The 25514-nt window shown below is 40.6% G+C and carries 26 protein-coding genes and 1 other annotated feature; all 26 genes read right to left on the bottom strand.

Going from position 1 to position 25514, the window contains the following annotated elements:
- Positions 1-141 precede the first annotated feature (141 nt).
- A complete protein-coding gene (locus tag ACOT8F_RS01495; protein WP_421649781.1) occupies positions 142-1458 on the bottom strand; it encodes a solute carrier family 23 protein in 1317 nt (438 codons plus the stop codon).
- Between the two features lie 152 nt (positions 1459-1610).
- Positions 1611-2159 carry a bifunctional pyr operon transcriptional regulator/uracil phosphoribosyltransferase PyrR gene (pyrR, locus tag ACOT8F_RS01490; protein ID WP_421649780.1) on the bottom strand — a complete coding sequence of 183 codons (549 nt, stop codon included), beginning with the start codon at positions 2157-2159 and terminating at the stop codon, positions 1611-1613.
- Positions 2160-2358: 199 nt separating this feature from the next.
- Positions 2359-3273 (bottom strand): RluA family pseudouridine synthase, encoded by a 915-nt coding sequence (locus ACOT8F_RS01485; protein ID WP_421649779.1) that lies wholly within the window; start codon positions 3271-3273, stop codon positions 2359-2361.
- Positions 3273-3746, bottom strand: a complete 474-nt coding sequence (lspA, locus tag ACOT8F_RS01480; protein ID WP_421650024.1) for a signal peptidase II — start codon at positions 3744-3746, stop codon at positions 3273-3275. Before lspA ends, ACOT8F_RS01485 begins: the two co-directional genes overlap by 1 nt.
- Before the next feature lie 197 nt (positions 3747-3943).
- Positions 3944-4315, bottom strand: a complete 372-nt coding sequence (locus tag ACOT8F_RS01475) for a TraR/DksA family transcriptional regulator (RefSeq protein ID WP_421649778.1) — start codon at positions 4313-4315, stop codon at positions 3944-3946.
- Positions 4316-4478: 163 nt separating this feature from the next.
- Entirely contained in the window at positions 4479-7250 is a 2772-nt protein-coding gene (gene ileS, locus ACOT8F_RS01470) for an isoleucine--tRNA ligase (protein WP_421649777.1), read from the bottom strand.
- Between the two features lie 66 nt (positions 7251-7316).
- Positions 7317-7542 (bottom strand) — a binding site (T-box leader).
- A 304-nt stretch (positions 7543-7846) separates the two neighbouring features.
- On the bottom strand, positions 7847-8350 hold the full coding sequence (locus tag ACOT8F_RS01465) for a DivIVA domain-containing protein (RefSeq protein ID WP_421649776.1): 504 nt from the start codon (positions 8348-8350) through the stop codon (positions 7847-7849).
- A gap of 137 nt (positions 8351-8487) precedes the next feature.
- On the bottom strand, positions 8488-9264 hold the full coding sequence (locus tag ACOT8F_RS01460; RefSeq protein WP_421649775.1) for a YlmH family RNA-binding protein: 777 nt from the start codon (positions 9262-9264) through the stop codon (positions 8488-8490).
- Positions 9265-9573: 309 nt separating this feature from the next.
- Positions 9574-9837 (bottom strand): YggT family protein, encoded by a 264-nt coding sequence (locus ACOT8F_RS01455; RefSeq protein WP_421649774.1) that lies wholly within the window; start codon positions 9835-9837, stop codon positions 9574-9576.
- A 6-nt stretch (positions 9838-9843) separates the two neighbouring features.
- Positions 9844-10284, bottom strand: coding sequence for a cell division protein SepF (locus ACOT8F_RS01450; protein ID WP_421649773.1), 441 nt, complete (start codon positions 10282-10284; stop codon positions 9844-9846).
- A 1-nt stretch (position 10285) separates the two neighbouring features.
- The gene (locus ACOT8F_RS01445; RefSeq protein ID WP_421649772.1) at positions 10286-10972 is read right to left on the bottom strand and encodes a YggS family pyridoxal phosphate-dependent enzyme; all 687 of its coding nucleotides are present in this window, start codon (positions 10970-10972) and stop codon (positions 10286-10288) included.
- On the bottom strand, positions 10969-11805 hold the full coding sequence (gene pgeF / locus ACOT8F_RS01440; protein WP_421649771.1) for a peptidoglycan editing factor PgeF: 837 nt from the start codon (positions 11803-11805) through the stop codon (positions 10969-10971). The genes ACOT8F_RS01445 and pgeF overlap by 4 nt, the downstream gene beginning before the upstream one ends.
- Positions 11806-11893: 88 nt before the next feature.
- Complete coding sequence (locus ACOT8F_RS01435; RefSeq protein WP_421649770.1) at positions 11894-12151, bottom strand: YlmC/YmxH family sporulation protein; 258 nt, start codon at positions 12149-12151, stop codon at positions 11894-11896.
- Positions 12152-12314: 163 nt separating this feature from the next.
- Entirely contained in the window at positions 12315-13094 is a 780-nt protein-coding gene (sigG, locus tag ACOT8F_RS01430; protein ID WP_421649769.1) for an RNA polymerase sporulation sigma factor SigG, read from the bottom strand.
- A gap of 397 nt (positions 13095-13491) precedes the next feature.
- On the bottom strand, positions 13492-14211 hold the full coding sequence (sigE, locus tag ACOT8F_RS01425; RefSeq protein ID WP_421649768.1) for an RNA polymerase sporulation sigma factor SigE: 720 nt from the start codon (positions 14209-14211) through the stop codon (positions 13492-13494).
- 81 nt (positions 14212-14292) lie between these two features.
- On the bottom strand, positions 14293-15216 hold the full coding sequence (gene spoIIGA, locus ACOT8F_RS01420) for a sigma-E processing peptidase SpoIIGA (protein ID WP_421649767.1): 924 nt from the start codon (positions 15214-15216) through the stop codon (positions 14293-14295).
- A gap of 198 nt (positions 15217-15414) precedes the next feature.
- Positions 15415-16152, bottom strand: a complete 738-nt coding sequence (locus tag ACOT8F_RS01415; RefSeq protein ID WP_421649766.1) for a YwaF family protein — start codon at positions 16150-16152, stop codon at positions 15415-15417.
- A gap of 126 nt (positions 16153-16278) precedes the next feature.
- The gene (gene ftsZ, locus ACOT8F_RS01410) at positions 16279-17424 is read right to left on the bottom strand and encodes a cell division protein FtsZ (protein WP_421649765.1); all 1146 of its coding nucleotides are present in this window, start codon (positions 17422-17424) and stop codon (positions 16279-16281) included.
- Between the two features lie 192 nt (positions 17425-17616).
- On the bottom strand, positions 17617-18912 hold the full coding sequence (gene ftsA / locus ACOT8F_RS01405; RefSeq protein WP_421649764.1) for a cell division protein FtsA: 1296 nt from the start codon (positions 18910-18912) through the stop codon (positions 17617-17619).
- A gap of 206 nt (positions 18913-19118) precedes the next feature.
- On the bottom strand, positions 19119-19481 hold the full coding sequence (locus ACOT8F_RS01400) for a small basic family protein (RefSeq protein WP_421649763.1): 363 nt from the start codon (positions 19479-19481) through the stop codon (positions 19119-19121).
- Complete coding sequence (locus tag ACOT8F_RS01395) at positions 19481-20212, bottom strand: DUF881 domain-containing protein (protein WP_421649762.1); 732 nt, start codon at positions 20210-20212, stop codon at positions 19481-19483. Before ACOT8F_RS01395 ends, ACOT8F_RS01400 begins: the two co-directional genes overlap by 1 nt.
- A 33-nt stretch (positions 20213-20245) precedes the next feature.
- Positions 20246-20950: a DUF881 domain-containing protein gene (locus ACOT8F_RS01390; protein ID WP_421649761.1), complete on the bottom strand. Its 705-nt coding sequence runs from the start codon at positions 20948-20950 to the stop codon at positions 20246-20248.
- A gap of 5 nt (positions 20951-20955) precedes the next feature.
- On the bottom strand, positions 20956-21744 hold the full coding sequence (locus tag ACOT8F_RS01385; RefSeq protein WP_421649760.1) for a cell division protein FtsQ/DivIB: 789 nt from the start codon (positions 21742-21744) through the stop codon (positions 20956-20958).
- A 257-nt stretch (positions 21745-22001) separates the two neighbouring features.
- Positions 22002-22913, bottom strand: coding sequence for a UDP-N-acetylmuramate dehydrogenase (gene murB / locus ACOT8F_RS01380; protein WP_421649759.1), 912 nt, complete (start codon positions 22911-22913; stop codon positions 22002-22004).
- 39 nt (positions 22914-22952) lie between these two features.
- Positions 22953-24044 carry an undecaprenyldiphospho-muramoylpentapeptide beta-N-acetylglucosaminyltransferase gene (murG, locus tag ACOT8F_RS01375; protein WP_421649758.1) on the bottom strand — a complete coding sequence of 364 codons (1092 nt, stop codon included), beginning with the start codon at positions 24042-24044 and terminating at the stop codon, positions 22953-22955.
- A gap of 319 nt (positions 24045-24363) precedes the next feature.
- Positions 24364-25464: a stage V sporulation protein E gene (spoVE, locus tag ACOT8F_RS01370; RefSeq protein WP_421649757.1), complete on the bottom strand. Its 1101-nt coding sequence runs from the start codon at positions 25462-25464 to the stop codon at positions 24364-24366.
- Positions 25465-25514 lie beyond the last annotated feature (50 nt).

The raw sequence follows: 25514 nt of genomic DNA, 5'->3' as shown, positions 1-25514 counted from the left end.
TCACCCCAGAAATGAGCCTAAAAAAATGCACCCAAGCTTTTATAAGCTACAGGGTGCAGGCAAGAAAAGAGGGAAGTAACTCTATCCTCTTTTTTAGGCAAACACCCTTGAAAGCCTCTCAGGACTTACATTAAAAGGTGGTTATGCTACTGTATGTTTTTTAGCTGAATCTTCTTCAAGTACAATAATTTCTTCCTTGCTCCTCCCAGGGAGCACCAAGTTAAGGATGACACCGATAATGGCAGCAAGCGCCATGCCTTGAAGCTCAAATTTATCACTGAATTTCAGGGCGGCTCCTCCTATTCCGATAACCAGGATGACGGAAGAAATGATCAGATTCCGTTTATCTCCAATATCGATTTTGCTGTCGATCATCATTCTAAGACCAGATGAAGCGATGATTCCAAACAACAAGATAGAGACACCACCCATTACAGGCTGAGGAATGGAACTGATGAAAGCAGATATGGTGCCCACAAAACCAAACAGGATCGCAAATATGGCTGCTCCCGCTATGACAAACACACTGTAAACTCTTGTTATGGCGAGTACTCCGATATTTTCACCATAAGTTGTGCTTGGAGGGCCGCCAAGGCAAGCTGCAATCATTGTAGCGACTCCATCTCCAAAAAGAGATGAGTGCAGCCCTGGATCTTTAATATAATTTCTTCCCACTACTTTGCTCAGCACAAGCTGATGTCCGATGTGTTCAGAGATTGTCACAACTGCGATCGGTACAATTAAGAAAATGATATCCGGTGTCAGAGCAGGTGTGTAATCAGCAAATGGGATGATAAAATCAGGAAGCTTCAATAAAGGGGCACTTGTTACTTTCGCGAAATCTACAAGTCCTACAGAGAGTGAATAAATATAGCCTGCTGCGATTCCAATCAGTACCGGAATCAGATTAAAAAATCCTTTAAAGTAGATGGAGCATATGATCGTGACGGCAAGGGTCAAGAGAGCTGCTGAAAATGAAAGCAGGCTATAATGTCCTTTTGCATCGTTCATAGCCATATTAACGGCAGTTCCAGCAAGGCTTAGTCCAATAACCATGATAACCGGCCCAACTACAATGGGCGGGAGCACTCTTAAAATCCATTTGTAACCCGAGAATTTTATGAGCAACGCCACAATCGCGTATACAACACCAGCAAGAAAGCTTCCAACCATTGCAGCTCCCGGCCCGGCTGCAGCTTTTGCCGCTATTAAAGGAGCAATGAAAGCAAATGAGGAGCCAAGATAAGCCGGAACCTTCCCGCGTGTGATGAGCAAAAAGGTAATGGTGCCAATTCCGCTTGAAATCAGTGCTACGGACGGATCGAGCTTAACAAGAAAGGGAACGAGCACTGTTGCTCCAAACATGGCAAACAAATGCTGAAAGCTAAGTGCCAGCCATTTAAGGGCTTTTGGTTTTTCTTCTACATCTAAAATAACTTGATTGTTAGTATGGTTCATTTTTTTTCCTCCTTATTTAGGTTCCTGCCAAACAAAAAAACCTCTCTGCATTGCTGCAAAGAGGTTTTTTAAAACAGAGCATAGGCATACTGCTTATTCCTGCGCTGTTTTTTAACCCCTTTGCAGACTCTCTGGAATGCGTTTAAAGGGAACTATTCTGTTCTTTCAAATATGGCTACCTGATCGATTTCATCTATTTCATTCAACTCTACAACAATCTTTTCAGAACTTGATGTTGGGATATTTTTACCTACATAATCAGCTCTGATCGGAAGCTCTCTATGCCCTCTGTCCACAAGGACAGCCAGCTGAATCTGAGATGGCCTCCCGATATCGATCAAGGCATCCATTGCAGCCCGGACCGTTCTTCCTGTATAGAGCACATCATCAATTAAAATGACTTTTTGATTTGTAATGTCGAGCGGTATGTCTGACCCTTTGACAAGAGGTTCTTTATTCTCTGTTTTCAATGACAAATCGTCCCTATAAAGAGTAATATCCAGGTCACCGATCATAACCGATTTCCCCTCTATTTGCTTAATTCTTTCAGCAAGCCGTTTTGCCAAGTAAATGCCTCTCGTTTTTATGCCAACGAGAACGGTATTTTCAATCCCTTTGTTTCTTTCGATTATTTCGTGGGCAATCCTTGTTAGTGCCCTCCTGATTGCCTGTTCGTCCAGGACAATTGCTTTTTGTGACATTTGAAACCCTCATTTCAATAGCAATTTTCGACAAATAAAAAGCCCTCTCATCCTTTTTGAGGAGAGAGGGCATAATCATTTATGCTAACAGAAATCAGCGGCCAAATCAGCCGTTGATGACTTCCTTCTCAGCCTCACGGGACCGTATTAAAGGATCGCTATATAACTGTAAATATTATTTCAAAATTAGAACGTGGTGTCAACGATTATTTTTCAGCTGTTCTAACAATGTGGTGAATTCCTCAGGAAGTGGGGCCTCAAACTCCAGATATTCACCAGTACGGGGGTGTACGAAGCCTAAAATACCGGCATGAAGAGCCTGCCCGCCAATTTCCAATGTTTTTCTTGGTCCGTATTTCGGGTCCCCTGCAAGCGGAAAGCCGATATATTTCATATGAACTCTTATTTGGTGAGTTCTTCCAGTCTCAAGCTGGCATTCAATATAAGAGAAATCCTTGAAGCGTTCCAGCACCTTAAAGTGAGTCACAGCATCCTTTCCGCCAGCTTTTGTAACCGTCATGCTTTGCCTGTCCTGTTTATCCCGTCCGATTGGGGCATCAATTGTGCCCTGATCATGCTGAATCACTCCGTGGACAATCGCTTTATATCTTCTTGTTACTGTTTTTTCAACCAGCTGATTCACTAAGGACTCGTGAGCCATGTCGTTTTTAGCAACCATTAACAGGCCAGAAGTATCCTTGTCGATTCGATGGACGATTCCAGGACGGAGTACCCCATTAATACCTGATAAATCCGTGCAATGAGCCATCAGGCCGTTCACTAGTGTGCCTGTTAAATGTCCTGGAGCCGGATGCACGACCATTCCCCGGGGTTTATTCACGACAAGAACATCGCTGTCTTCATAATAAATTTCAAGATTCATTTCCTCCGGAACAACATCCAGTTCTTCCGGTTCAGGCAGCGTAATTTCAATTTTATCGTTTGCCTGGCATTTATAATTGGTTTTAACTGGGGCATCATTTACAGTCAGAAGCCCCTCTTTAATCCACTGCTGCACCTGTGTTCTCGACCAGTCCTCTCCAAAAGAGGCTGCCGCCTTATCAATACGCTCATTTTGCTGTTCAGGTGCAATGACAAATTCCAATATATCCATTAACTATTTTTCTCTCCTTCATTCGCCTTTTTTCCATCCAGCAGCATTTGGACAAACAGCAAAGCTACTCCGACGCAAAGCGATGAATCCGCGATATTAAATACCGGGAAATTGTATGAAAAAACATACGCATGGATAAAATCCACTACTTCTCCCGTTCTGGCACGGTCAACAAAGTTGCCTATTGCGCCTCCAAGCATCAAGCCAAGGGAGACTGCAAACAGTTTTGAACTTCTGCCGAACTTTTGTATGTAATAAACGATTCCCACTATTACAGCGATTGTCACTAAATAAAAGAACCACATTTTCCCTTGGAGTATCCCCCAGGCCGCTCCTCTATTCCTGTGAGAAGTAATATATAAGACGTTGTCTATAACGGGAAATTCATCCCCTATATTCATCTTTGCTACAATAGCCCACTTTGTCAGTTGATCCATTAATATGATAAAAATCGCCAGCAAATAACTAAACAAACGCACTCGTGTTCCCCCAGCATTCAAAATAGGTACGAGTAGAATTTTATCATTGAAAAAGACTGGAGTAAAGCTGTTTTGCAGTTGAATAGCACAGTCATTTAACTAGCAGGGGATAATTTTTTATGCAAAAGCTTCCTAGGGAAAGAAAACCGCCCTTTTGAAATTCCGGGCAGTTTTCAAATTTGCTTTTCGTGCTACGGAAGATTAATTTCTGGTGAGGATGAAACAGGGCTGTACATGTAAGGAAGTGATTTTTTCTCATATTGTTCCTTATAGGAAAAGTCTTGAAGTGTTCGAGCGGTCGGCAAAATCCTTAGTTTTTCAAATGATATAGGTGTTCCTGTCAGTTCACAGAATCCATAGGTGCCTGCTTCAATTCTGGACAAGGAATATTCCACATCATACAATTCTTCTTTAATGTGAAATAGGAGATCGCTTTTTCTGCAAAAATGTTTGCCAGGATCAAGAGAGGGAGATTCAAAACAGCATAGCTCAAACAACCTGGTTTTCAATTCTTCCCGCATCAATTCCAGCTCATAACGGATTGCTTCATAATGATCGTCCAATGCTGTCATCTCCTATGTCGGCTTGATTGTAAAAATAGTTTGTCCCTAATCCGTCTCTTCACCCTGTTCATTTTTTTCCTTTCCTGCCACTGGAATATGATTGAAGCAGAAGAGCGTTTTTTGCAATAAAAAAACCGCTGCAGCTTGACAGCGGTTATATTTATTACTTTTCTGTATAGTATTTTTCGACAATGGAAGCACAGCGATGGCAAAGCGTCGGGTGCTCAGGATTTTCTCCTACTTCCTTCGTCACAATCCAGCAGCGCTCACACGTTTCACCTTCAGCTTTTTCGATTATAATCTTAGCCTGATCAAATGTTTGGGCAGATTCAGGTGCTTCTTCATAGGACCCTGCAATGCTGAAGCTTGAAACGATAAACAGCTGCTTCAGATCTTCTTGAACAGATTCGAGAAGCTCTTTTGCTTTTTGAGACGGATAAAGCTTTACATCAGCTGTAAGTGATTTACCGATCACCTTTTCATTTCTTGCTACCTCAAGCGCCTTTAAGACGTCATCGCGGAGTGCCATAAATGCATCCCATTTTTTCTCGATTTGGTCCGCATTCTCAAGTGTCGTGCTTTCAGGCATATCAACAAGCTGAACACTTTCTTCTTGAACAGAATCGATTTTTTCCCATACTTCATCAGCCGTATGCGGAAGAATCGGAGCAGTCAATTTTACTGCTGTAAGAAGTGTTTCATAAAGAACAGTCTGAATGGCTCTTCTTTCTTTGTTGTCTGCAGCTTCAATATACAGAACATCTTTTGCAAAATCTAAGTAGAAGGAGCTGAGTTCAATCGTAAAAAAGTTGTGGATGTTATGGTAAATCACAGCGAATTCATAATTTTCGTAAGCATCCCTCACTTTATCAATCAGCTTGTTCAGCTTCACGAGCATGTAACGGTCCACTTCTCTTAATTCAGCAGTCCCGATTGCATCCTTCTCAGGATTGAAATCTGAAAGATTTCCAAGCAAGAAACGGAACGTATTGCGGATTTTACGGTAAACCTCTGCCACTTGCTTTAAGATGGCATCAGAAACGCGAACGTCAGCCTGATAGTCGACAGAAGCAACCCAGAGACGAAGGATATCTGCTCCAAGCTGATTCATTACTTTTGAAGGCAAGACGACATTCCCTAGAGATTTACTCATTTTCCGTCCTTCTCCATCCAGTGCAAAACCATGGCTCAAAACGCCTTTATAAGGTGCTTTTCCTGTAACGGCAACAGCTGTGGACAAGGATGAGTTAAACCAGCCGCGGTATTGGTCAGAGCCTTCAAGATAAAGATCAGCAGGACGCTGCAAATCTTCCCTTGCATGAAGTACAGCCTGGTGAGATGATCCAGAGTCAAACCAAACATCCATAATATCGTTCTCTTTTGTAAATTGGCCATTCGGGCTGTCTTTGTGAGTAAACCCTTCAGGCAGCAATTCTTTCGCAGTCTTTTCAAACCAAATGTTAGACCCGTGCTCTCTGAATAAGGCAGATACGTGGTCAATTGTTTCATTCGTAATAATCGGTTCACCGTTTTCAGCATAAAAAACAGGAATTGGAACACCCCATGCTCTTTGACGGGAAATACACCAGTCTCCCCGGTCGCGAACCATATTGTACAAACGGGTTTCACCCCACGCAGGCACCCATTTCGTTTCTTTTACAGCAGTCAAAAGCTCACTGCGGAAATCCTTGATGGAAGCAAACCACTGTGCAGTGGCACGGAAAATGGTTGGTTTTTTCGTTCTCCAATCATGCGGATAAGAGTGAGTGATAAAACTGAGTTTAAGCAAAGCGCCATTTTCCTGGAGTTTTTCCGTAATCGGCTTGTTCGCTTTGTCATAGAAAATCCCTTCAAAGCCAGGAGCTTCATTTGTCATATACCCTTTTTCATCTACAGGGCAAAGAACATCAAGACCATAGGATTGGCCTACAATGAAGTCATCTTCCCCATGTCCAGGAGCCGTGTGAACACAGCCTGTACCTGCATCTGTTGTTACATGCTCACCAAGCATTACTAATGATTCACGGTTATAGATAGGATGTTTGGCAATCACACGGTCAAGACTCTGTCCTTTAACCGTCCGGACTACTTCAAAGTCCTCCCACTCAAGTGTTTTAGCAACAGACTCCAATAATTCAGCAGCAACAACATACCGGTTTCCGTCCACATTTACAACTGAATAATCAAGTGCAGGATGCACGGAAATGCCGAGGTTTGCCGGAATTGTCCATGGTGTTGTTGTCCAGATAATGATTTTATCACCGTTATCCAAGGCTTCTTTTCCGTCTGTTACTTCAAATGCTACATAGATGGATGGTGATCGCTTATCCTGATATTCGATTTCAGCCTCTGCAAGAGCTGATTCACTTGATGGAGACCAATAAACAGGTTTTTTCCCTTTATAGATGTAGCCTTTTTTCGCCATCTCTCCGAAGACCTTAATTTGTTCAGCTTCATATTCAGGCTTCAAGGTTACATAAGGATTTTCCCAGTCTCCGCGAACGCCTAGACTTTTGAATTGTGTACGCTGATTCTCGATTTGTGTCCATGCGTATTCTTCACAAAGCTTGCGGAATTCAGCTACGGACATTTCTTTTCTGTTCACTTTTTTGTTTTTCGTCAAGGCTGTTTCAATTGGCAGTCCATGAGTGTCCCAGCCTGGAACATATGGTGCTTGATATCCGCTCATTGACTTGTAGCGGACGATAAAATCCTTTAATACCTTATTAAGCGCATGGCCCATGTGAAGATCGCCGTTTGCATAAGGAGGACCGTCATGAAGAACAAAAAGCGGGCGTCCTTCTGTGCGTTCTTGAACTCTTTTATAAATATTTGCTTCTTCCCACTTTTTCTGCATTTCAGGTTCTCGTTTAGGAAGATTTCCTCTCATGGGAAACTCAGTATTCGGCATTAATAAAGTGTCTTTGTACTCCATGTAATTCCCTCCAATAATTCTTGGTCAGCCTTGGCAAGAAAAACAAAAAACCTCCTCATCCCTATAGAAAGGGACGAGAAGGTTTTCCCGCGTTACCACCCTTATAGACAAAATACTTGCATTTTTGTCCACTCGATTCATTCGTAACGTGAATAAACCGTCTTTCCTACTTCTGTTTTCAGAAAGAAACTCAAGGGTGATTTTCGTTTTCCTGTTTATTCCGGTCTTGCACCATCACCGGATCGCTTAAAATAAACCGCTGGAAACTTACTGTCCCTGTCACAGTCCTATTAACCAATATTCTTAAATAATGTACGTATTATATGCGACTCAGTACCGTTCAGTCAAGTTTTAAATTTTATTTTTTTCATTCATGTGAATTTAAAGCATAAATACACCTTAGAATTTTAAGAAAAGATGCCACAGAGACTAGTCTTTATGCGCATTCTTATCCCATACGATTAGCAACAATCTTTGCGAAAACAGATAATAATAAGTAACTCAGTTTGCGCATTGCATCTAGCTCCAGCGCCATCGGCTCTAGTTCACAAGCCAAGCTTCACTTGTGCTTGCCGCGATAGACTACCGCCGCTCTTTTAATATTTTGATTCCTCATTATCGTAAATGGATTCTACTTCATATTCAAGAAGGTGATCCCAATCATCATTTTTAAGCAAATCCAGCTGTGCTTCAATCAGCATCTGGAATCTTGTTCTGAAAACTTTTGACTGCTTTTTCAATTCTTCAATTTCCATAGCAATTTTTCTGGATTTCGAAAGTGATTCATTAATGATTCTGTCAGCATTTTTCTCAGCTTCTTTAATAATCAGCTTTGCCTCTTTTTGGGCATTACGTTTCACTTCTTCTGCAGCTTCCTGTGCAATAAGAATTGATTTATTGAGTGTATCTTCGATGTTTATGAAGTGACTGAGCTTATCATCCATTTCAAGCACTTTGGATTCAAGTTCTTTCTTTTCGCGGATAGTTATTTCATAATCCTTGATCACCTGATCAAGAAAACCATTGACTTCGTCTTCATCATAACCGCGAAATCCTTTATTAAATTCCTTGTTATGAATATCTAACGGTGTTAAAGGCACTGAGGCCACCTCCATATGTATAAAATAAACCTTTTAAAAATGGTATTTGCCATAATGTTTAGAGAAAAAATCCGATCTATAGACCATTATAAAGCATATTTCTACAGATTTGGTCATTATCCTGCTATTTCGGCAAATTATTTTTGCCTGCCAGCAATAATACGGATTTTCTCCTTTTTTGTTTTCCCTTCTATGGACACCAGTTTGCTTCTTCCATAGCCCCTTATTGATAAAGTATCTCCTTCTCTGCAGAGAAAAGAAGTTTGCTCCACTACCCGAAAGTTTACTTTTACTGCTCCTCCGGAAATAAGTGATTGCACTTTTTGCCTTGACAGATTGTAGATAGCTGCGGCTACTGCATCCAGCCTTAAAGAAGATACTGTAGATGACATTTCCTGTATTTCTTCCTTCGGTTCAATGATTTCAGAAAACGCAATTGGAATCAAAGAGATTTTTGATTTTCCGATTTCATGAAAGTTCATTAATAAAAATGGTTCGTATTCTTTTGCGGCTGCGAGCTGAACCTGATTTTCATGAAACAGAATATCACCAAATTTGGCCCTATCTAGCCCAAGTGACAAAAGTGACCCTAAAACCTGCCTGTGTTCAATAGAAATGAATTTGTCCGGGTACTGAATTTTGAACAAGGATACCTGAAAATCATCTTCTTCCGGATTGAAATAATCAGGATAGAGAATCGCTCTCTTTCTTTCCACATTTGGATGTCCTCCAAAAAACATTACCTTCACTTCTTGGCTGCTGCCAATAACAGCTTCTGTCATATCCTGTTCTCTCGGGTCCAAAAAATCAGTTAATTTGTGGCTGTAGGTTTCTTCAACCTGCTGTTTCCAGCCTAAAACCTTTTCCAAAAATATTCTTTCTTCCTCGCGGAAATGCTGAAAAAGCTGATCCATCTTGCATCACCAAATTCCTTTTTATAAATTTACATTGAATTAAAAAGGCTCTTTTCTTAAACTTTGTTGCTTTCTCATCTATCTTAGATGAATGCGAACCAATATACCGTTGTGAATTTTAAGAAAAGATGCCACGCAGTAAGTCTTAATACGTGTTCAAGGATAGTACGAGTAGCAACAATCTCTGAGAAAACAGCCTTAAGAAAAGATGCCCCGAAGCAAGTCAAAATGCGTGATAAAAGCATTTACGAACAGAAAGAATCTTTGCGAAAACAGCCATTAAAAAAAAGGAACCTTTAGAAGTTCCTTTTACCCAATCATCCTAAATATTGCAAGCAAACCGGACTTTGCTAAATTCAAAGCAAAAAGAGCTACGATCGGGGAAATATCAATCATTCCGATAGGTGGAATTATTCTGCGAAATGGTTCAAGAAAAGGCTCGCATATTCTTGCTAAAAATAAGCCAATGGCTGATTCTCTTGCATTTGGAATCCACGACATCAGCAAATAAATAATAATCGCAATTGAATAAAATTCAAGCAAATAGCTTAAAACAGTGTAAAGCACTCCCATTCAACATTACCACCTTTGAGGTTCATCTTCTGTTGTGAACTCGGATATAGCTCCCGATACATCTACGTTATCAGGTGTACATAAAAAGATATTCATCCCGACCCGCTGGATGTCGCCTCCAATGGCATAAACAGTACCGCTCAGAAAATCTACAATCCGCTTTGCCTGGTCGTGAGTGATCCGCTGCAGATTTACTACAACAGCACGGCGATTTTTAAGCTGATCCGCAATATCCTGGGCTTCTGCGTATACTCTTGGCTCACATAGCACAACTTTAGAGGATTTTTGAACACTTTGCAAACTAACAACATTTTGCTTTCCTTCACGTTTTACAGATGCAGGATCATGCTGAACATTTTCTTCCGGATAAGTATCCGTTTCAACATACTCGTATTCATCCTCTTCGTCTAGTGCGAAAAAGTTTTTAAACCGGTTTTTAATACTCATTCTAAACACCTCCTGTTTCATTTCCTACCAACGAAGAACCGATGCGTATAAATGTAGCACCTTCCTCAATGGCGATTTCATAGTCATTGGACATGCCCATTGACAGCTCACTGCAAGGGATCCTTGCGAGATTTAAATCCTTAATTTCTTTTTGCAGGCTTTTCAAGCGTTTGAAACAGCTCCTGATAACAGATGCATCATCCGTATTTGGAGCCATCGTCATAAGCCCGATAACTTGAATATTTGTAAAGCCTGTCAATTCCTTTACGAACGGAATGACTTTTTCCGGCTCTATTCCATGCTTAGATTCCTCTCCTGAGACATTCACTTGAACAAAGCATTTTACTGGCTTTACTGAACGTTTGTCTATTTCGCTTGCCAATGACAGCCTGTCCAGAGAATGAATATATGTAATTTTATCAATTACATTTTTGACTTTTCGGGATTGCAGAGAACCAATAAAATGCCATACTGCCTTGTTCCCTATGCAATCAAATTTATGTGTAAGGCCTTCATCTCGGTTTTCACCAAGATGAAAAGCCCCTGCTTCAAGCGCCTCAACTGCTTTGTCTACTGATACATATTTCGTAACAGCAATAATGGTTACTTCTTTTGAATTTCTATTTGCTCTTTTACATGCTTCATTTATACGGTTTTTAATTATTTCAAGATTTTCAGCTACATTCAACCGGATGCTTCCTCCTCTTTCATGCCAATAAAGCCAATCATTCTTCCTGTTTTCCCAGTATCCCTGCGGTGTGAGAAAAACAGGTCTTTTTCGCAGCTTGTACAATAAGAGGATACATAAATATTTTCTTCCTTTAATCCAGCTTTAATAAGAAGCTGCCTGTTTAATTCCTTTAGATTCAAGGAATACTGGCCTTCAGCAGATTTATCGTATGTTTTTTTGCCATCCAGATGTAACAATTCAATTTGCTGAATGACTCTGTCATCTACTGTATAGCAGCATGGACCTATTGATGGTCCAATTGCAGCAGCAATGTTAGCAGGATTTGATTTCTCCGCGTTTACCCAGCACTTAACCATTTCTCCTGCAATATTTTTGACAGTTCCCTTCCACCCTGCGTGTGCTGTTCCAATCATAGACTGTTCTTTATCAAAAAAATAGAGAGGAACACAGTCCGCATAACAAAGGGCAAGCATAAGGTTCTTATCTTTCGTATAAAGACCGTCAGTAGCAGGAATTGCACTGCTGTAATCAATGGTACCCTTGCTTTTATCAGGTGAAGCTGCTTTATAAATTTTGTTATCATGCACTTGGTCTGCATAGACCCAATTTTGAAGCGGCAGGTCCAGCTTTTCCGCCATTATGCGACGATTTTCTCTGACACCTTCCGGATCATCGCCAACATGGAGACCCATATTTAAACTGGAGTAGCAATCAGTGCTTGTGCCTCCGCCAGAGGCTGTAAAACCTATAATTAATGAAGGATGAAGCTTATCCATTAAAGGAATGGTTAAGTATGCTATTTCCTGCTGCTGAAAAATTTCATTGCTCATTTTACCAGTCCTTACTTGAATGATTGCAAGACTTCATAGTACACATTTTACCACATCTTTTCCATAACGTTTAGAAGAATCAGCATTTTTATTCCGTAATTTGCTCCTGATTGCGGTTGATTCTTACTAAGATAACATCTTCGCCAATTTTCACGATATTCCTCCAAGGGATGACAAATTCCTCATCTTTTCCGAAAAATCCTAAAACTCTCCCATGACCGCTAATGATAATCGCCTGTATTTTACCTGATGTCACATTAATATCAAAGTCACCAATGTTACCGAGTTTTTTGCCGTCCGAAACATTTACAACGTCTTTCGTTTGAAATTCAGAAATATTCATCATTCAAACAACCCTCCAGACATAAGTTTTCTTCTATCAACTTATGAACCACAAACGGTTTGTATTCGAAGATATAACAATTTGCCATTATTGATAGGGCAAGTGAATTTCTTGTTAAAGCAGAAAAAACAGCCTTATCTAGCAGGCTGTCTTTTCATGGAGTATATCATTGCTGAATGTTTTTGTTCATTTGCCTGATGGCCGCTTTTTCAAGCCTTGAGACTTGAGCCTGTGAGATGCCAATTTCATCTGCTACTTCCATTTGAGTTTTTCCCTGGAAGAATCGTTTCCGCAAAATCATTTTCTCCCTGTCATTTAATCTGCGCATTCCCTCTTTTAAAGCAATCTCTTCAATCCAATGAGTATCCCTGTTACGTTCATCACTCAACTGGTCCATTACATAGATCGGATCACCGCCATCATTGTAGATGGGCTCAAAAAGAGAAACTGGATCCTGTATAGCATCTAAAGCAAATACAATTTCTTCATGGGGCACTTCCAGAACACGGGCAATTTCCTCTGCTGTAGGTTCTTTTGATGTTTCGCTTATAAGCCTTTCCCTTACCTGAAGAGCTTTGTATGCTATGTCCCTGAGTGATCTGGATACTCTTATCGGATTGTTATCCCTCAGATAGCGCCGGATCTCTCCTATAATCATTGGAACAGCATATGTAGAGAATTTAACATTTTGACCGAGATCGAAATTGTCGATAGACTTCATCAAACCAATACAGCCGACTTGAAAAAGATCATCTACAAATTCGCCTCTATTGTTAAATCGTTGAATAACACTTAAAACCAGCCTGAGATTGCCATTGACCAGTTTTTCTCTTGCAGAAGTATCTCCGCTTTGCATTTCTGTGAATAATTTCCGCATCACATCGTTCTTTAGTACTGGAAGCTTAGATGTATCTACTCCGCAAATCTCAACTTTATTTCGTGTCAATTCTTTCCCTCCCTGCAGGAGTTGCTGTACAGAGTTCAGTATCTCCCCGGGATGGAAAAATATGCACATTTAAAAAGAGGGAACTCTTCCTCTTTTTGTCAAAACCAGGTGTTTCAAGCACTCCTTTAACAAAAATATTTTTATGAAGTTTTTTAGACCTGTTTTTAGTGTCATTAAAAATATGGAATGAAAAAAGAGGCCGCGAATTAGACCGCAGCACCCCTTTAAGAAACCTCTATTTTTTAGACTGGTTTTGGAAAAATTGTCGCTATTCGTATGGGCTTAGAACATGCATAAAGATTAGTTTCGCAGCATCTAATCTTAAAATCCGCAGATTTATTTTAGCTCTGAATTTACTTATATGGATTAAAAACAAAGTTTAAGAAAAGTGCCTTTTTTAAACCATTTTGTTAAATTCCTTTCTAAGCCGCTTAATAATTCTCTTTTCCAGTCTCGAAATATAAGACTGGGATATGCCGAGCATATCTGCGACATCTTTTTGGGTTTTTTCTTCTCCCCCTTGCAGTCCGAAACGCAGCTCCATAATTTGCTTTTCTCTGTCATTCAGCTGCTGAAGTGCTTTAAGCAGGAGTTTGCGGTCCACATTGGCTTCAAGATCTTTTGTAATGATGTCGTCCTCTGTTCCAAGTACGTCAGATAGAAGGAGTTCATTTCCATCCCAGTCAATATTCAGAGGCTCATCAAATGAAACCTCGGAACGGATTTTATTGTTTCTTCTTAAATACATGAGGATTTCATTTTCAATGCAGCGGGAAGCATATGTAGCCAGCTTGATTTTCTTTTCCGGATTAAACGTATTAACCGCTTTGATGAGACCAATTGTGCCAATACTGATTAAATCCTCGATATTAATTCCTGTGTTCTCAAATTTTCGTGCAATGTAGACAACAAGCCTTAGATTCCTTTCAATCAATATAGAACGTGCTGCTTGATCTCCATTCGGCAGTTTTTTGAGCAGGACTTCTTCCTCTTCTTTTGAAAGCGGGGGCGGCAATGCTTCACTTCCGCCAATATAATAGATCTCATCTGTCTTGATTCCCAATTTCATTAATAATTTGTACCAAAGTAAGGTAAGACGCAATTTCCACTTTTTCATGATTCTCCCCCTTCTAATATCTTTTTCCTCTGAGTATCATAAAAATAATTGGCTGTATTTCTGATCCCTGAAGCTAATTGGTCAAGAAACGTTTTCAGCTTCACCGTTTTTCAGCATATGCGGGTGAACGATACAATCAAAATCTCCATCAGTTGAGAGAGTAGACGAGCTTAGTCCAATAATCACTTTTTTCACAGATATTCGGTCATTTTCGGTAAGAATTGTTACTTCATCAGGTTTGATTCCAATGAGAAACTGATGGCTTTGTCCAACTCCTCTGTATGGAATAATTCTCATCCTGGAAAGCCAAGGAAAATCTCCATTTGAGAAGTCCTCCAGTATATCCCCTTTCAATACCTTTTCTGCCAGCTCTTTAGGCAAACGGTCAGCAGCTTTTTTTGTATCTAAAATCATAACTGGTATTTTTGTTAAAGGATCAGTAAGCTGATTTCCGCTATCCACCAATCCCTTGAGTTCAAAAAATTGCTGCTCAATGGCAATGTGCACCGTAACAATTTCTTCATATTGAATTTTCTTAGTCTCTGCTTCCTCCATCCGTTTCTTAGAGAATAACCATATAGCCGGAAAGCCAATAACCACAAACATCCAGCTTACAGGGTCGCCCATTCCTTTCGAATGGGTCATGACAATTCCATTTGCATAAGTTGCTTCAGATTGGAGGAAGTAATGAACTCCGATAATGCCTCCACCTAGCATAAATGTGACAAAATACAGCATGAGAAGGTTTTGAAAAAAATACCGAAACCGTTTAAATCCAAATGATAGAAGAACCATTAAGATGGAAATGACAGCTTTACCGGCTGGTTCTGAAACAACTGGTCCGAGAGGGGTGAACATGAGAAGAATAATGGAAGATCCAATCAGCGCTCCAGCTGCCAAGCGCCATATTTTAAGGGAACGCTTTAAAATTATAGCAGTAAGCAGCAGCAGCAAAAGATCAAAACTTAGATTGAGGATCCAAATAACATCTAAGTAAACGGTCAAACGAAATCCCCGCCCCTGTTTTAACTTCTTATTATTCTCCAAGTTTTTCCTTTGTATAGCATCAAGTATAAAGCAGGCAGTCCGGTGAAGTCTGTCATTTGGCGTATAATAAAAGAGAGTTTTTTAGAGGAATTTTGTCGGAAAGAGAATCAAAAAAAGAGGTTTCTTTCAAAGGAGAAAGGAACCTCTTTCTTGTTTTTATACTGGAGTTTGACCAGGATAATTCTTTGATTTCCCCTGGTTATGCTTTCTTTCTCTGAAAAGAAGCCATAAAACAAAGAACATAATGAAAGCAACTGCTTCCAGTGATACGATATACCATGGATAGGGACCAAGAAAATCTAAAATGCTTCCGGTAGCGGGTTTTCTTGATAAAAACATATAATTTCCGTTTACCATCTTATTCACTAGGAGGATAAAAGGCAGGAGAATATTTAGAAAAAGCATTGCTTTTAAAAGAGAAAAAAAGGTAGGCTTATAGCCTTTCATCCAGGTGAAATACAGTGAAGTCCATATAATTCCTATGTGCGTGAGGAAAAAATGAAAGTATCTGAAATGAGGGAAATTGACAAAGAGGACTGGAGTACTGATCGCCTGCAGAGCACCTGCTATTCCTGTAAAGAAAACAATATCATACAATCTTCTGCTCCCGGTAAACAACAGAATAATGGTTAACAGCAAACTGATACTGCATTGTTCAAGCGGCAGAGAATGAGAAACCTTCCATTTCCCATATTGCAGCTGCCAAATATGGTACAGACATTCAAGCAGGAGGAGCAATACAGCAACACCTATTTCAATTGATCTTGAGAGACCGTCTTTCTTTTTATTTTTTAAACTATATAAAAGCAGAACATTTATTGCTAAGAAACCAATCGCCATCAAGTGTCCAAATGAGAATACCTCAAATACGTGGTCCCCTGCATCCCAAAACATGTTTTCCTCCCATCTCTTTTCCTTCACCTCTCCATTAAAACACGGGTATGCAAGAACTGTATAGGCGGAATGTCATATTAGGGGATGAAATAAAAAACACGGCCGATGGCCGTGTTTTTCATTTCATTACCGTCTTTTATTTCTATTTCTAAGGAAAGTCGGAATGTCGAGCGTATCTTCCCCTTGCTGAGTATTGCGGTGAGGTTCTTGAACTGGCTCGTCCCTTTTTATTTCTCTTCTTTGCGGCTGAGACTGAGATGGAATTGGATTCTGTTTAGAGCTTCCGAAAGGACGGGAAGGTTTTGTCGGGTTAACTTCCTGTTCGTTAAAACCAGTAGCAATAACAGTTACTATAATTTCATCTTTCAGATTTTCGTTAATAACAGAACCGAAAATCATATTAACTTCCTGGTCAGAAGCTGAAGCTACAATATCAGCTGCCTCCTGAACCTCATAAAGGCTAAGGTTTGTGCCGCCGGTAATATTCATAAGTACACCTTGAGCTCCATCGATGGATGTTTCAAGAAGCGGGCTGGAAATCGCTTTTTTAGCCGCTTCAGCTGCACGGTTTTCCCCAGTAGCCACACCAATACCCATTAGAGAAGAGCCTCTGTTGGACATAATAGTTTTTACATCTGCAAAGTCCAGATTGATTAAACCAGGAACAGCGATTAGATCTGAAATACCTTGTACACCTTGTCTCAGAACATTATCAGCTTCACGGAATGCTTCTAGCATTGGTGTGTTTTTATCAACAATCTCAAGCAAACGGTCATTTGGAATGACGATAAGGGTATCTACTGCTTCCTTCATCGAAGAAATTCCGCCTGATGCTTGCATTGCACGTTTTCTGCCTTCAAAAGTGAACGGTCTTGTTACAACGCCGACTGTCAAAGCACCGAGGTCTTTTGCGATTTGGGCAATGACAGGGGCTGCTCCAGTACCTGTTCCGCCACCCATACCTGCGGTTACAAATACCATGTCAGCTCCTCTAAGCGCTTCTTCAATTTGTTCTTTGCTTTCTTCTGCAGCTTTTTTTCCTACTTCAGGATTAGCTCCAGCGCCAAGCCCTCTAGTAAGCTTTGAGCCAATCTGCATTTTAATTTCTGCTTTTGATAGATTCAAAGCTTGTGCATCTGTATTGACTGCAATGAATTCTACCCCTTGAACTCCATGCTCGATCATGCGGTTAACAGCATTGTTTCCGCCGCCGCCAACACCTATTACCTTTATGGTTGCTAAACCATCGATATTTGTATCAAACTCCAACATGCAAAATCCTCCTAATCCATTAAATCACTTCTGGTTGAACCCACTTACTCAGGCGCTTTTCTTTGAAAAAACTGTTTGTATGGCGGCCCTTCGCTTATCGTCTGGATAAACGCGGCACTGCTTAGCTCTCCACTGAAAACCCGGAAATAAAACCGGGACGCATACCAAATAGCAAAGTTTTAGACAATCGTCTCACTCGAAGAAGTACCCAAAAAACTTTTTCATTTTGCTGGTTTTCTTCTCATCTTCATTTGGTTTAACTTTTGGCTTTACACGCTGCGGCGGTGCTTCTTCTCTTGCTGCAGCAGTTTCAGGATAAAATTCAGCCGAAACATTGGAACCAATTTTTCTGCCTTGAATTTTTGCATTTTTAAAGGCAAATTGGATAAGTCCAACTCCTGTCATGTATTTCGGCTCCCTGACTCCAATATAGTCAGGGCTTGCTATACGGACATTGCTTTCCAAAATGGCGTGAGAGAGTTCAAGGACTCCCGGCAGACTGACAGTACCGCCAGTCAGCACAAATCCTCCTGGAAGCTCGCGTATGCCAAGCCTGTTTAACTCATGCTGAAGCATTTCAAATAATTCTTCAAGTCTTGCTTCTATAATATCTGAAATTTCCAGCTGTGAAAATGCCTGCTTTTGATCTGTTCCAATTATGGAAACCTCAAAAACTTCTTCGCTGGAAGCATGATCGTAGTAGGCATGCCCATATTTTAATTTAATGCGTTCTGCTTCTTCCGTAGTGGCCCGCAAACCAATAGACAAATCTTTTGTAATATGTTCCCCGCCAATTGGAAGAACACTTGTTGATACTAGATGTCCTTGTTCAAATACAGCTACTGTTGTTGAGCCTCCCCCAATATCAACAAGGGCTACTCCAAGGTTCTTTTCATCTTTAGAAAGGGCAACAGAGCCGGCTGCAAGGGGCTGAAGACATATGTCAGTAATTTCAAGACCTGCCCGCTCTACACAGCGGAGCAAATTATGTAAGATGGTTTTAGAGCCTGTAATAAGTGTGCCTTCCATTTCAAGCCTTACTCCAAGCATGCCTCTTGGATCATTGATCTCATCAAGACCGTCCACAATAAATTGCCTTGGAATGACATCAATAATTTCTCTTTCCGGTGGAACAGAAACCACTTGAGCTGCTTCTATAACACGGTGGATGTCTTCATTGGAAATTTCCCTGTTTTCACTGGAAACTGCCACTACACCATGGCATTCCTGCAGGTGTACATGATTGCCTGTTACACCTACTACCACACGTTTAAGAGGAATTCCCACCATTCTTTCAGCCTGTTCTACCGCTTTGCGGATAGAATGAACTGTTTCGTCTATATCAACTATAGAACCTTTTTTCAATCCTTCAGATTTCACATTTCCGACACCGATAATATTAAGGCTCTCATCGGCCATCTCACCAATAATCACTTTAACACTGGATGTACCGATGTCAAGACTAACGAAGATTTCACTGCTGTTCATTCTATGGCACCTCCTATCTCTCTATCATTTCTATTCTATTATTAGATGAACAACAATACAATATTACTTGTATTACAGTCACATTACAGCTAAAGTCCCCAATTATTAACAGGACTTTTATAGGATATACGCTTATCTTTTATTTGCAGGTTAGATAGCAATAAAAAGATTATTCGTCATATACCTTTTTATTCCCTTTAAGAAATTCAATTTTTTTTGAGTTTTTCTCTGGAAGAACTCCATTTGGAAATTAAGATTCTCCTAATAACCGCAATGTTCTGGAACAATCTTACTCCAAAGGCAAAAATAGCAACTAAATATAAGTCTACACCAAGATACACTCCGAGAAAAGCCAAACCTGTTGCCAAAAGAATATTAAAAAAGAAACCTGAAACAAAAACAAGTTCGTCATAAATATTCTGAAGCTGGGCTCTGATTCCTCCAAAAAGGGTGTCAAGAGCAGCCAATATGGCAATCGATAAATAATTTGAGTATTCGGCCGGTATTCTGAATTCAGTAAAAAGACCAAGTACTACACCAAGTATTAAGCCAAGGACAGGAAGCCACATTACTTCATTCCTCCTTTATCCATATTAAGCGGGTGTAAATAGTTTGTCCTGATCTCCTCATCATAGGCAGGAATCGTAATGTTTTTTTGAGTATCGGAAATTTTAAGACTTAGATTGTCAATGGCAAAATTCTCGTCTGTGCTGGATGCTTTCATTCGGTTATGAAGCTTTGCAGCATTTTTCGAAATAACTTTAATTTCAATCGGATACTCCCTTAGGCTGTACCCGTCCATTTTTGTAATCCCGTTAATATCCCTTATCACAGTGGTATTGACCACTCTTCTCCCGGCAACTGAAATATAGTCTGCATCATAAGAGTTCAGCTCATTAATAAGCCTTCTCAGCAGTTCAGGGGAAATTGGCTTGATTTCCTGTCCAGGAAGTTCATCCTTAAAGAGCGTGTCAATGGTGATTGTTATGCCCTCACCTTTAACATCGGTCTGTCCTGCTTCCTTTTTTAGGTCTCCAAGGGTGCGTTCAAGAGCAGTTTCAGGATTTTTATTTTGCTGGGTTTTATAAGTTTCAAGGATCTGATCATATTTACGGATTTCGGTAAGAAGATTCGATTGTGTTTCCTGTTCTTTTTTAAGATCATCGCGGAGCTGCCACATATCACGCGTATCTCTTTCAACAGGTTCTTTAATTGACTGGAACTGGATAGCAAGCATAAATCCAAATACAGCAGACAAAATGATAAAGCCCAAATTTTTACGAGGTTTCTTAAAAAACACCTGCATCACCTTTCTTGCAATGATCAAAAGGCATTATGAAGAACGGTCCTCCTGAAGGACTGGTTCCATATTAATGTCTTTATGCTGAACGGTGACAACGACATTATCATAAGCCAGCTGTTCAACTACTCCGCCTGAAATATTGAGAGCCTTTGTCAGGGTATCCGGATCCCCGATAGCGGAAATGACGAATGGAGCCGGGTATTGGCTGCCGTCTACCGTTATAACCGGTCCGTTGCAAAAGATATAAGAATCACTGAAAATTCTTTGCCCGTTAATTGATACTGCAGATGCACCCGATATCAGCAATTCGTTAATTACCTTAAAAACATGACCTTCATGCACAATATAATTGTTAACATTCTCACCTTCAGGTACATAAGAGGCATCATCAAGGGTAACTTGTACACCTTGTCCTTTAACACCGGTTTCCCCGGTATACATCCGGTATTTGTTTACGTTTTCTACTAATGATGAATAGCTCTTCTTTTCATTCTTTAAGTTATCTTCAATCTCGCGGGCTTTTTCTTGCTTTTCAAATAGTTCTCTTTGAAATTTCTTGTTTTGGTCTTCCTGTCCAATTAGCTGTTCCCGTGCTTTATATTCTTCTTTCCATTGATCAGAAGAAAGATTGTGCCCTTGCTTTCTTTCATTCGTAAGCTGATATGAGAATGAAATAAGGAATCCCAAAACAAGCATTACTAAAGAGAGGATGATGTACTTAACTCTTGGTTTCATCCTTCTTACCTGCCTTTTTTATCTTTGTTTTCATCTTTCTTGTCAAAGGATTCAAAATATGTGCCGACTTCCATATGGATAACTCCTTTGGCACCAGGGTTCAGCTGTTTAATGATTGCTGGATATGATTCCATTTTTTCTGCAAAATTCCTCATACTCGCACTTACTTCATAGCCTTCCGTCATATATAATGTCAAGTGGCCCGGATCTGTTTTTTCGGGCTGAAGATATATTTCAGAGATAGAATTGACAATCCCTAAGGGAAGCTTTGACAGTTCAGCCCCCATCTCCTGAATCTGGTCAGCATCCTTCCAATTCATCAGCAATGGAGCGTCTGAAGGCAAATGCGCAGTCAGTGAGTCCAGAACTTGGCCATTTTCAAGGATCGGATAGTATTTTCCGTTTTTCTCGGCATAAGCAATACGATCATATTCTTCGATAGAGATCGTCACTTTATTAGGGAATGATTTAGAAATATGAACATTTTTAACTTCTTTCAGCTTTGAAATGGAGGCAATCACCTTGTCATTCTGTATATTCCAAAAACCAGTAGAAGTAGAAATTCCGCTAAGTTTCATGACATCTTTCGAAGAAACGATCCGGTTTCCCTTTACCTCAATTGAAGCCACTTTGCTTAAGGGTGACTGAAAATAAATCACCATCAGCAGAAGTATAAAAAAAACGGATAAAAAGAAAACCAGCCTTCTATTCGCCTTTTGCTTTCGCTGTTCCTTGAGTTTGGGAATCCTCTCATCAATAGGAACAATATTTTCATGTCCGTCTCTATTATTCAATCTGATTTCACCTCATCTAGATATAATTGATATCTAGAATTCATATATGTACCCATACGAAACTTTTTTAAGGCTTATGTGATGTTAGAAATGACTTTGATAGCCGATTTATTGTGATAACGTAATCTTTTATAAGCATTTCAATCAGCACTTTCCCGAGGAAGAAAATTCCATAAAGAGAAACGGCATACTAGATGCCGTTAATCCTTTCTTTATTGGTCATTATATCACAGGTACTGAAAAAATAGAGATGGTTTCTAATGGTTTCGTCCAATAATTTCTACTTCTGTTTCCATCGTTACGCCGTATTTTTCCAATATCGTCTTTTTAACAAATTCAATTAGATCAAGTACATCCTTAGCCGTTGCATTCCCGGCGTTCACGATAAAATTGCCGTGCATTTCAGAAATTTGCGCTCCGCCAATTTGATGCCCTTTTAAGCCTGCTTTTTCAACAAGCTGGCCTGCATATTCAGGCAGCGGATTGCGGAAAATACTTCCAGCACACGGGAAATTCCATGGCTGGGTTTCCCTGCGGTAATCTTTGTTTTTCAGCATTTCAGCAGTTATATCTTCTCTCTTGCCAGCCTTTAGCTTTAATACTGCTTCTAGGCAGATTCCAGGTCTCTTTTTCTGAAGGACAGAGGTTCGGTACGAATATTCCATCTCATCGGCAGTAAGCCATTCCATTGTTCCATCTTCAAAGAGCACATGTGATTTTACAAGTATTTTAGACATATCAGAACCATGTGCTCCTGCATTCATATAAACCGCTCCGCCAATTGATCCAGGTATCCCGCTTGCAAACTCAAGTCCTGACAGTCCTTGTTTGCTAAGCATCGTTGAAAGCTTCACGATGGAAAAACCTCCGCCGACTCTTACTGTCTCCCCTTCAACTTCAAGCTGATCTAAACCATCTCCCAGTTTAATGACGACACCTTCAATACCATTATCCGAAACTAGCAGGTTGGACCCCCGTCCGATCGCTCTCCAGCTTGAACCTTGCTTTTTTATAATCTCAAATGTTTTCTCTATTGCTTTTATATCTTTAGGCTGGACAAGGATATCCGCAGGTCCTCCAATTTTAATGGTTGTGTATTTTGCAAGCGGCTCATTCTCAAGAACTTTGCCGATTTCTGCTTGTTTTAATTCATTCAATAGATTTTCCATAATACCCTCCTCAAAGCTGCTGCAAGCAATTTAGATCTTTTATTTGGATAGTTTTTTCATTTCGTCATACAGACGGGCAGCTGCATCTGGCATGCCCAGTTTTTTAGAAGCTGCTCTCATTTCAAATAAGCGCCCTTTTTCCTCCATGATACTATCTATCTCTTTCTGCAGCACCGCGCCATTCAATTCACTTTCAAGCAATAATACAGCAGCGCCATGGTCACTGAGGGATCTGGCATTTACTTCTTGATGATTCGCGGTCACATAAGGGCTTGGAATCAGTATGCTCGGCAATCCGAGCGCTGTTATTTCTGCCAGGGAGGTTGCCCCTGCCCTGCCGACAATTAAATCAATGCCGCCCAGTACTTCGGGCATATTCGAAATAAATGGCTTAATAATCACATTGAAAGGATTTCCGATTTTCGCCACTTCTTTTAATACTGACTCGTGATGCACTTCACCCGTGACATAAAGTATCTGGTAATCTTTTTCCTTAAGGACTGGAAGCATGTCGATCACAGCCTGGTTAATAGGCTTAGCTCCTCTGCTTCCGCCTACAATCAGTACCGTTCTTTTCCCAGGCTTCAGTCCCAATTCATCTTTCGCTTTATCACTATTGATCCCAATAACTTCTGAAGCTCTTGGATTGCCAGTCAGGACAACTTTTGTGTCAGGGAAATAGGACCGTGCTTCTTCAAAACAAATGGCAACCTTATCAACATATCTCGCAAGAAATTTATTCGTTAACCCCGGCAGGCTGTTTTGTTCATGGATAACAGTAGGTATTCCAAGCTTTGCTGCCGCATAAACGACAGGCCCGCAAACATAGCCGCCTGTACCTATCACAACATCCGGTTTAAACTCTTTCAAATATTTTTTACTGTCCTGTACCCCTTTAAGGAATCTCATCACTGTCCGCACATTTTCCATCGACAGCTTTCGTTTGAAGCCAGTTATTTCGATTGATTTAAATGGAATATTGCTGCCTGTCACAATTTTTTGTTCAAGTCCTGCTTCAGTACCTATGTATAAAAATTCTGCTTGTGCATCCTGTTTTTTGATTTCATTGATCAGGGCAAGTGCTGGATAGATATGGCCCCCAGTACCTCCGCCGCTTACAGCTATTTTCATATGATATCCTCCATTTAACAATATGGCTTGACGCTCAGTAACTAAATTTTAAGCTCTGTTAAATTTGTCTGTTGATTGCAGCTAGCAGGCGTACGCTTTCCGCGGGCGGTTCGGAAGCCTCCTCGCAGCAATGCTCCTGCTCTTAGGTCTCCCTTCACTCGCACTCCCGCAGGAGTCTACCGTATCCGTTCCAATCAACTGTTAAAATGGGACAAACCCTGTTTCATCAACAGGGTCATCCGGGTTTTATTATAACGGATATCCACGCCTTACTGAAAGGATTGTTTATCCTGTATTCAATTTAATAACGAAATATATTTTAATATTTGGCATACCGGCTGATATTAAGAAGAACTCCGATCGCCATCAGCATTAACGTAAGGGACGAACCGCCATAGCTTAAAAAAGGCAGCGTGATGCCTGTAACCGGCATTAAGCCTGTTACAACCCCTACATTAATCATTACCTGAATCGCAACCATTGAGATGATGCCAAGGGCAAGAAAGCTTCCATATAAGTCAGGCGCCCCAAGAGCAATTCTGATTCCCCGCCATAAAAGCAAACTGAAAAGCAAAAGAATAAGAGAACCTCCGATAAAACCCAGCTCCTCCGATAGAATTGCAAAAATAAAATCCGTTTGCGGCTCCGGCAAATAAAAGAATTTCTGCCTGCTTTGACCAAGTCCAAGTCCAAACAAACCGCCAGGTCCGATAGCATATAAGGATTGGATAATCTGAAATCCGCTGCCAAGCGGATCCTGCCATGGATCTAAAAAGGAGGTGATCCTCTTTATCCGGTATGGAGCAGACAATACAAGACCAATGAATCCTGTCAGGCCCAGGAGCCCAAGTCCTGCAAAATGACTTATCCTGGCACCGGCTACAAAAATCATCACAATACACGTTCCGACCATTACTGTCCCAGTTCCAAGATCCGGCTGAAGCATGATCATGCCAAAAGCCAAAAAAACAAGACCGAGTGAAGGAACCAATCCCTTTCGAAAGGACGTAATTTTTTTCTGGTGCTCAGATAAAAACTTTGCCAAAAAAGCGATCATCGCAAATTTCATAAATTCGGATGGCTGAATGGAAAAGGCCCCCACGCCAATCCAGCTGCGGGAACCATTCCTGACCATTCCTACTCCAGGAACTAATACGCCGATTAACAGCACAAAGCAGATGATAATCAAAAGCTTTGCCCAGGTTCTCCACGTCCAATAATCCACGTTCATGATAAAAAACATGCCTGCTACTCCAATTCCGGCAAACAGCAGCTGCCGTTTAGCAAAGAAAAAGGAGTCTTCAAATTTATAATCAGCCCATACTGCACTGGCACTGTAGACCATAATTAATCCGATGGTCAGCAAAAGCAGCGTTACAATAACTAATATTAAGTCTGGAGAAGACTTTTTTGCGGTCAATGCCAAACACCCCAATATTCAGATATTAGGGCTGAAGGATCGCTTGGCAT

It is taken from the genome of Chryseobacillus diguaensis, assembly GCF_049220665.1.
Lineage (GTDB): Bacteria > Bacillota > Bacilli > Bacillales > Bacillaceae > Metabacillus_B.
This window is presented reverse-complemented; position numbering and strand designations above follow the sequence as displayed.

Coding starts and splice junctions, on each gene's coding strand:
- pgeF (WP_421649771.1), bottom strand. CDS start 11,805: ATGAGCAATGAAATTTTTCAGCAGCAGGAAATAGCATACTTAACCATT.
- pyrR (WP_421649780.1), bottom strand. CDS start 2,159: ATGTCACAAAAAGCAATTGTCCTGGACGAACAGGCAATCAGGAGGGCA.
- ACOT8F_RS01455 (WP_421649774.1), bottom strand. CDS start 9,837: ATGGGAGTGCTTTACACTGTTTTAAGCTATTTGCTTGAATTTTATTCA.
- sigE (WP_421649768.1), bottom strand. CDS start 14,211: ATGAAAAAGTGGAAATTGCGTCTTACCTTACTTTGGTACAAATTATTA.
- ACOT8F_RS01415 (WP_421649766.1), bottom strand. CDS start 16,152: ATGTTTTGGGATGCAGGGGACCACGTATTTGAGGTATTCTCATTTGGA.
- ACOT8F_RS01485 (WP_421649779.1), bottom strand. CDS start 3,273: ATGGATATATTGGAATTTGTCATTGCACCTGAACAGCAAAATGAGCGT.
- ACOT8F_RS01495 (WP_421649781.1), bottom strand. CDS start 1,458: ATGAACCATACTAACAATCAAGTTATTTTAGATGTAGAAGAAAAACCA.
- ACOT8F_RS01460 (WP_421649775.1), bottom strand. CDS start 9,264: ATGGATCAGCTTTTTCAGCATTTCCGCGAGGAAGAAAGAATATTTTTG.
- ACOT8F_RS01450 (WP_421649773.1), bottom strand. CDS start 10,284: ATGAGTATTAAAAACCGGTTTAAAAACTTTTTCGCACTAGACGAAGAG.
- murB (WP_421649759.1), bottom strand. CDS start 22,913: ATGGAAAATCTATTGAATGAATTAAAACAAGCAGAAATCGGCAAAGTT.
- ACOT8F_RS01400 (WP_421649763.1), bottom strand. CDS start 19,481: ATGTGGCTTCCTGTCCTTGGCTTAATACTTGGTGTAGTACTTGGTCTT.
- murG (WP_421649758.1), bottom strand. CDS start 24,044: ATGAAAATAGCTGTAAGCGGCGGAGGTACTGGGGGCCATATCTATCCA.
- ftsZ (WP_421649765.1), bottom strand. CDS start 17,424: ATGTTGGAGTTTGATACAAATATCGATGGTTTAGCAACCATAAAGGTA.
- ileS (WP_421649777.1), bottom strand. CDS start 7,250: ATGGAGTACAAAGACACTTTATTAATGCCGAATACTGAGTTTCCCATG.
- ftsA (WP_421649764.1), bottom strand. CDS start 18,912: ATGAACAGCAGTGAAATCTTCGTTAGTCTTGACATCGGTACATCCAGT.
- ACOT8F_RS01435 (WP_421649770.1), bottom strand. CDS start 12,151: ATGATGAATATTTCTGAATTTCAAACGAAAGACGTTGTAAATGTTTCG.
- ACOT8F_RS01390 (WP_421649761.1), bottom strand. CDS start 20,950: ATGAAACCAAGAGTTAAGTACATCATCCTCTCTTTAGTAATGCTTGTT.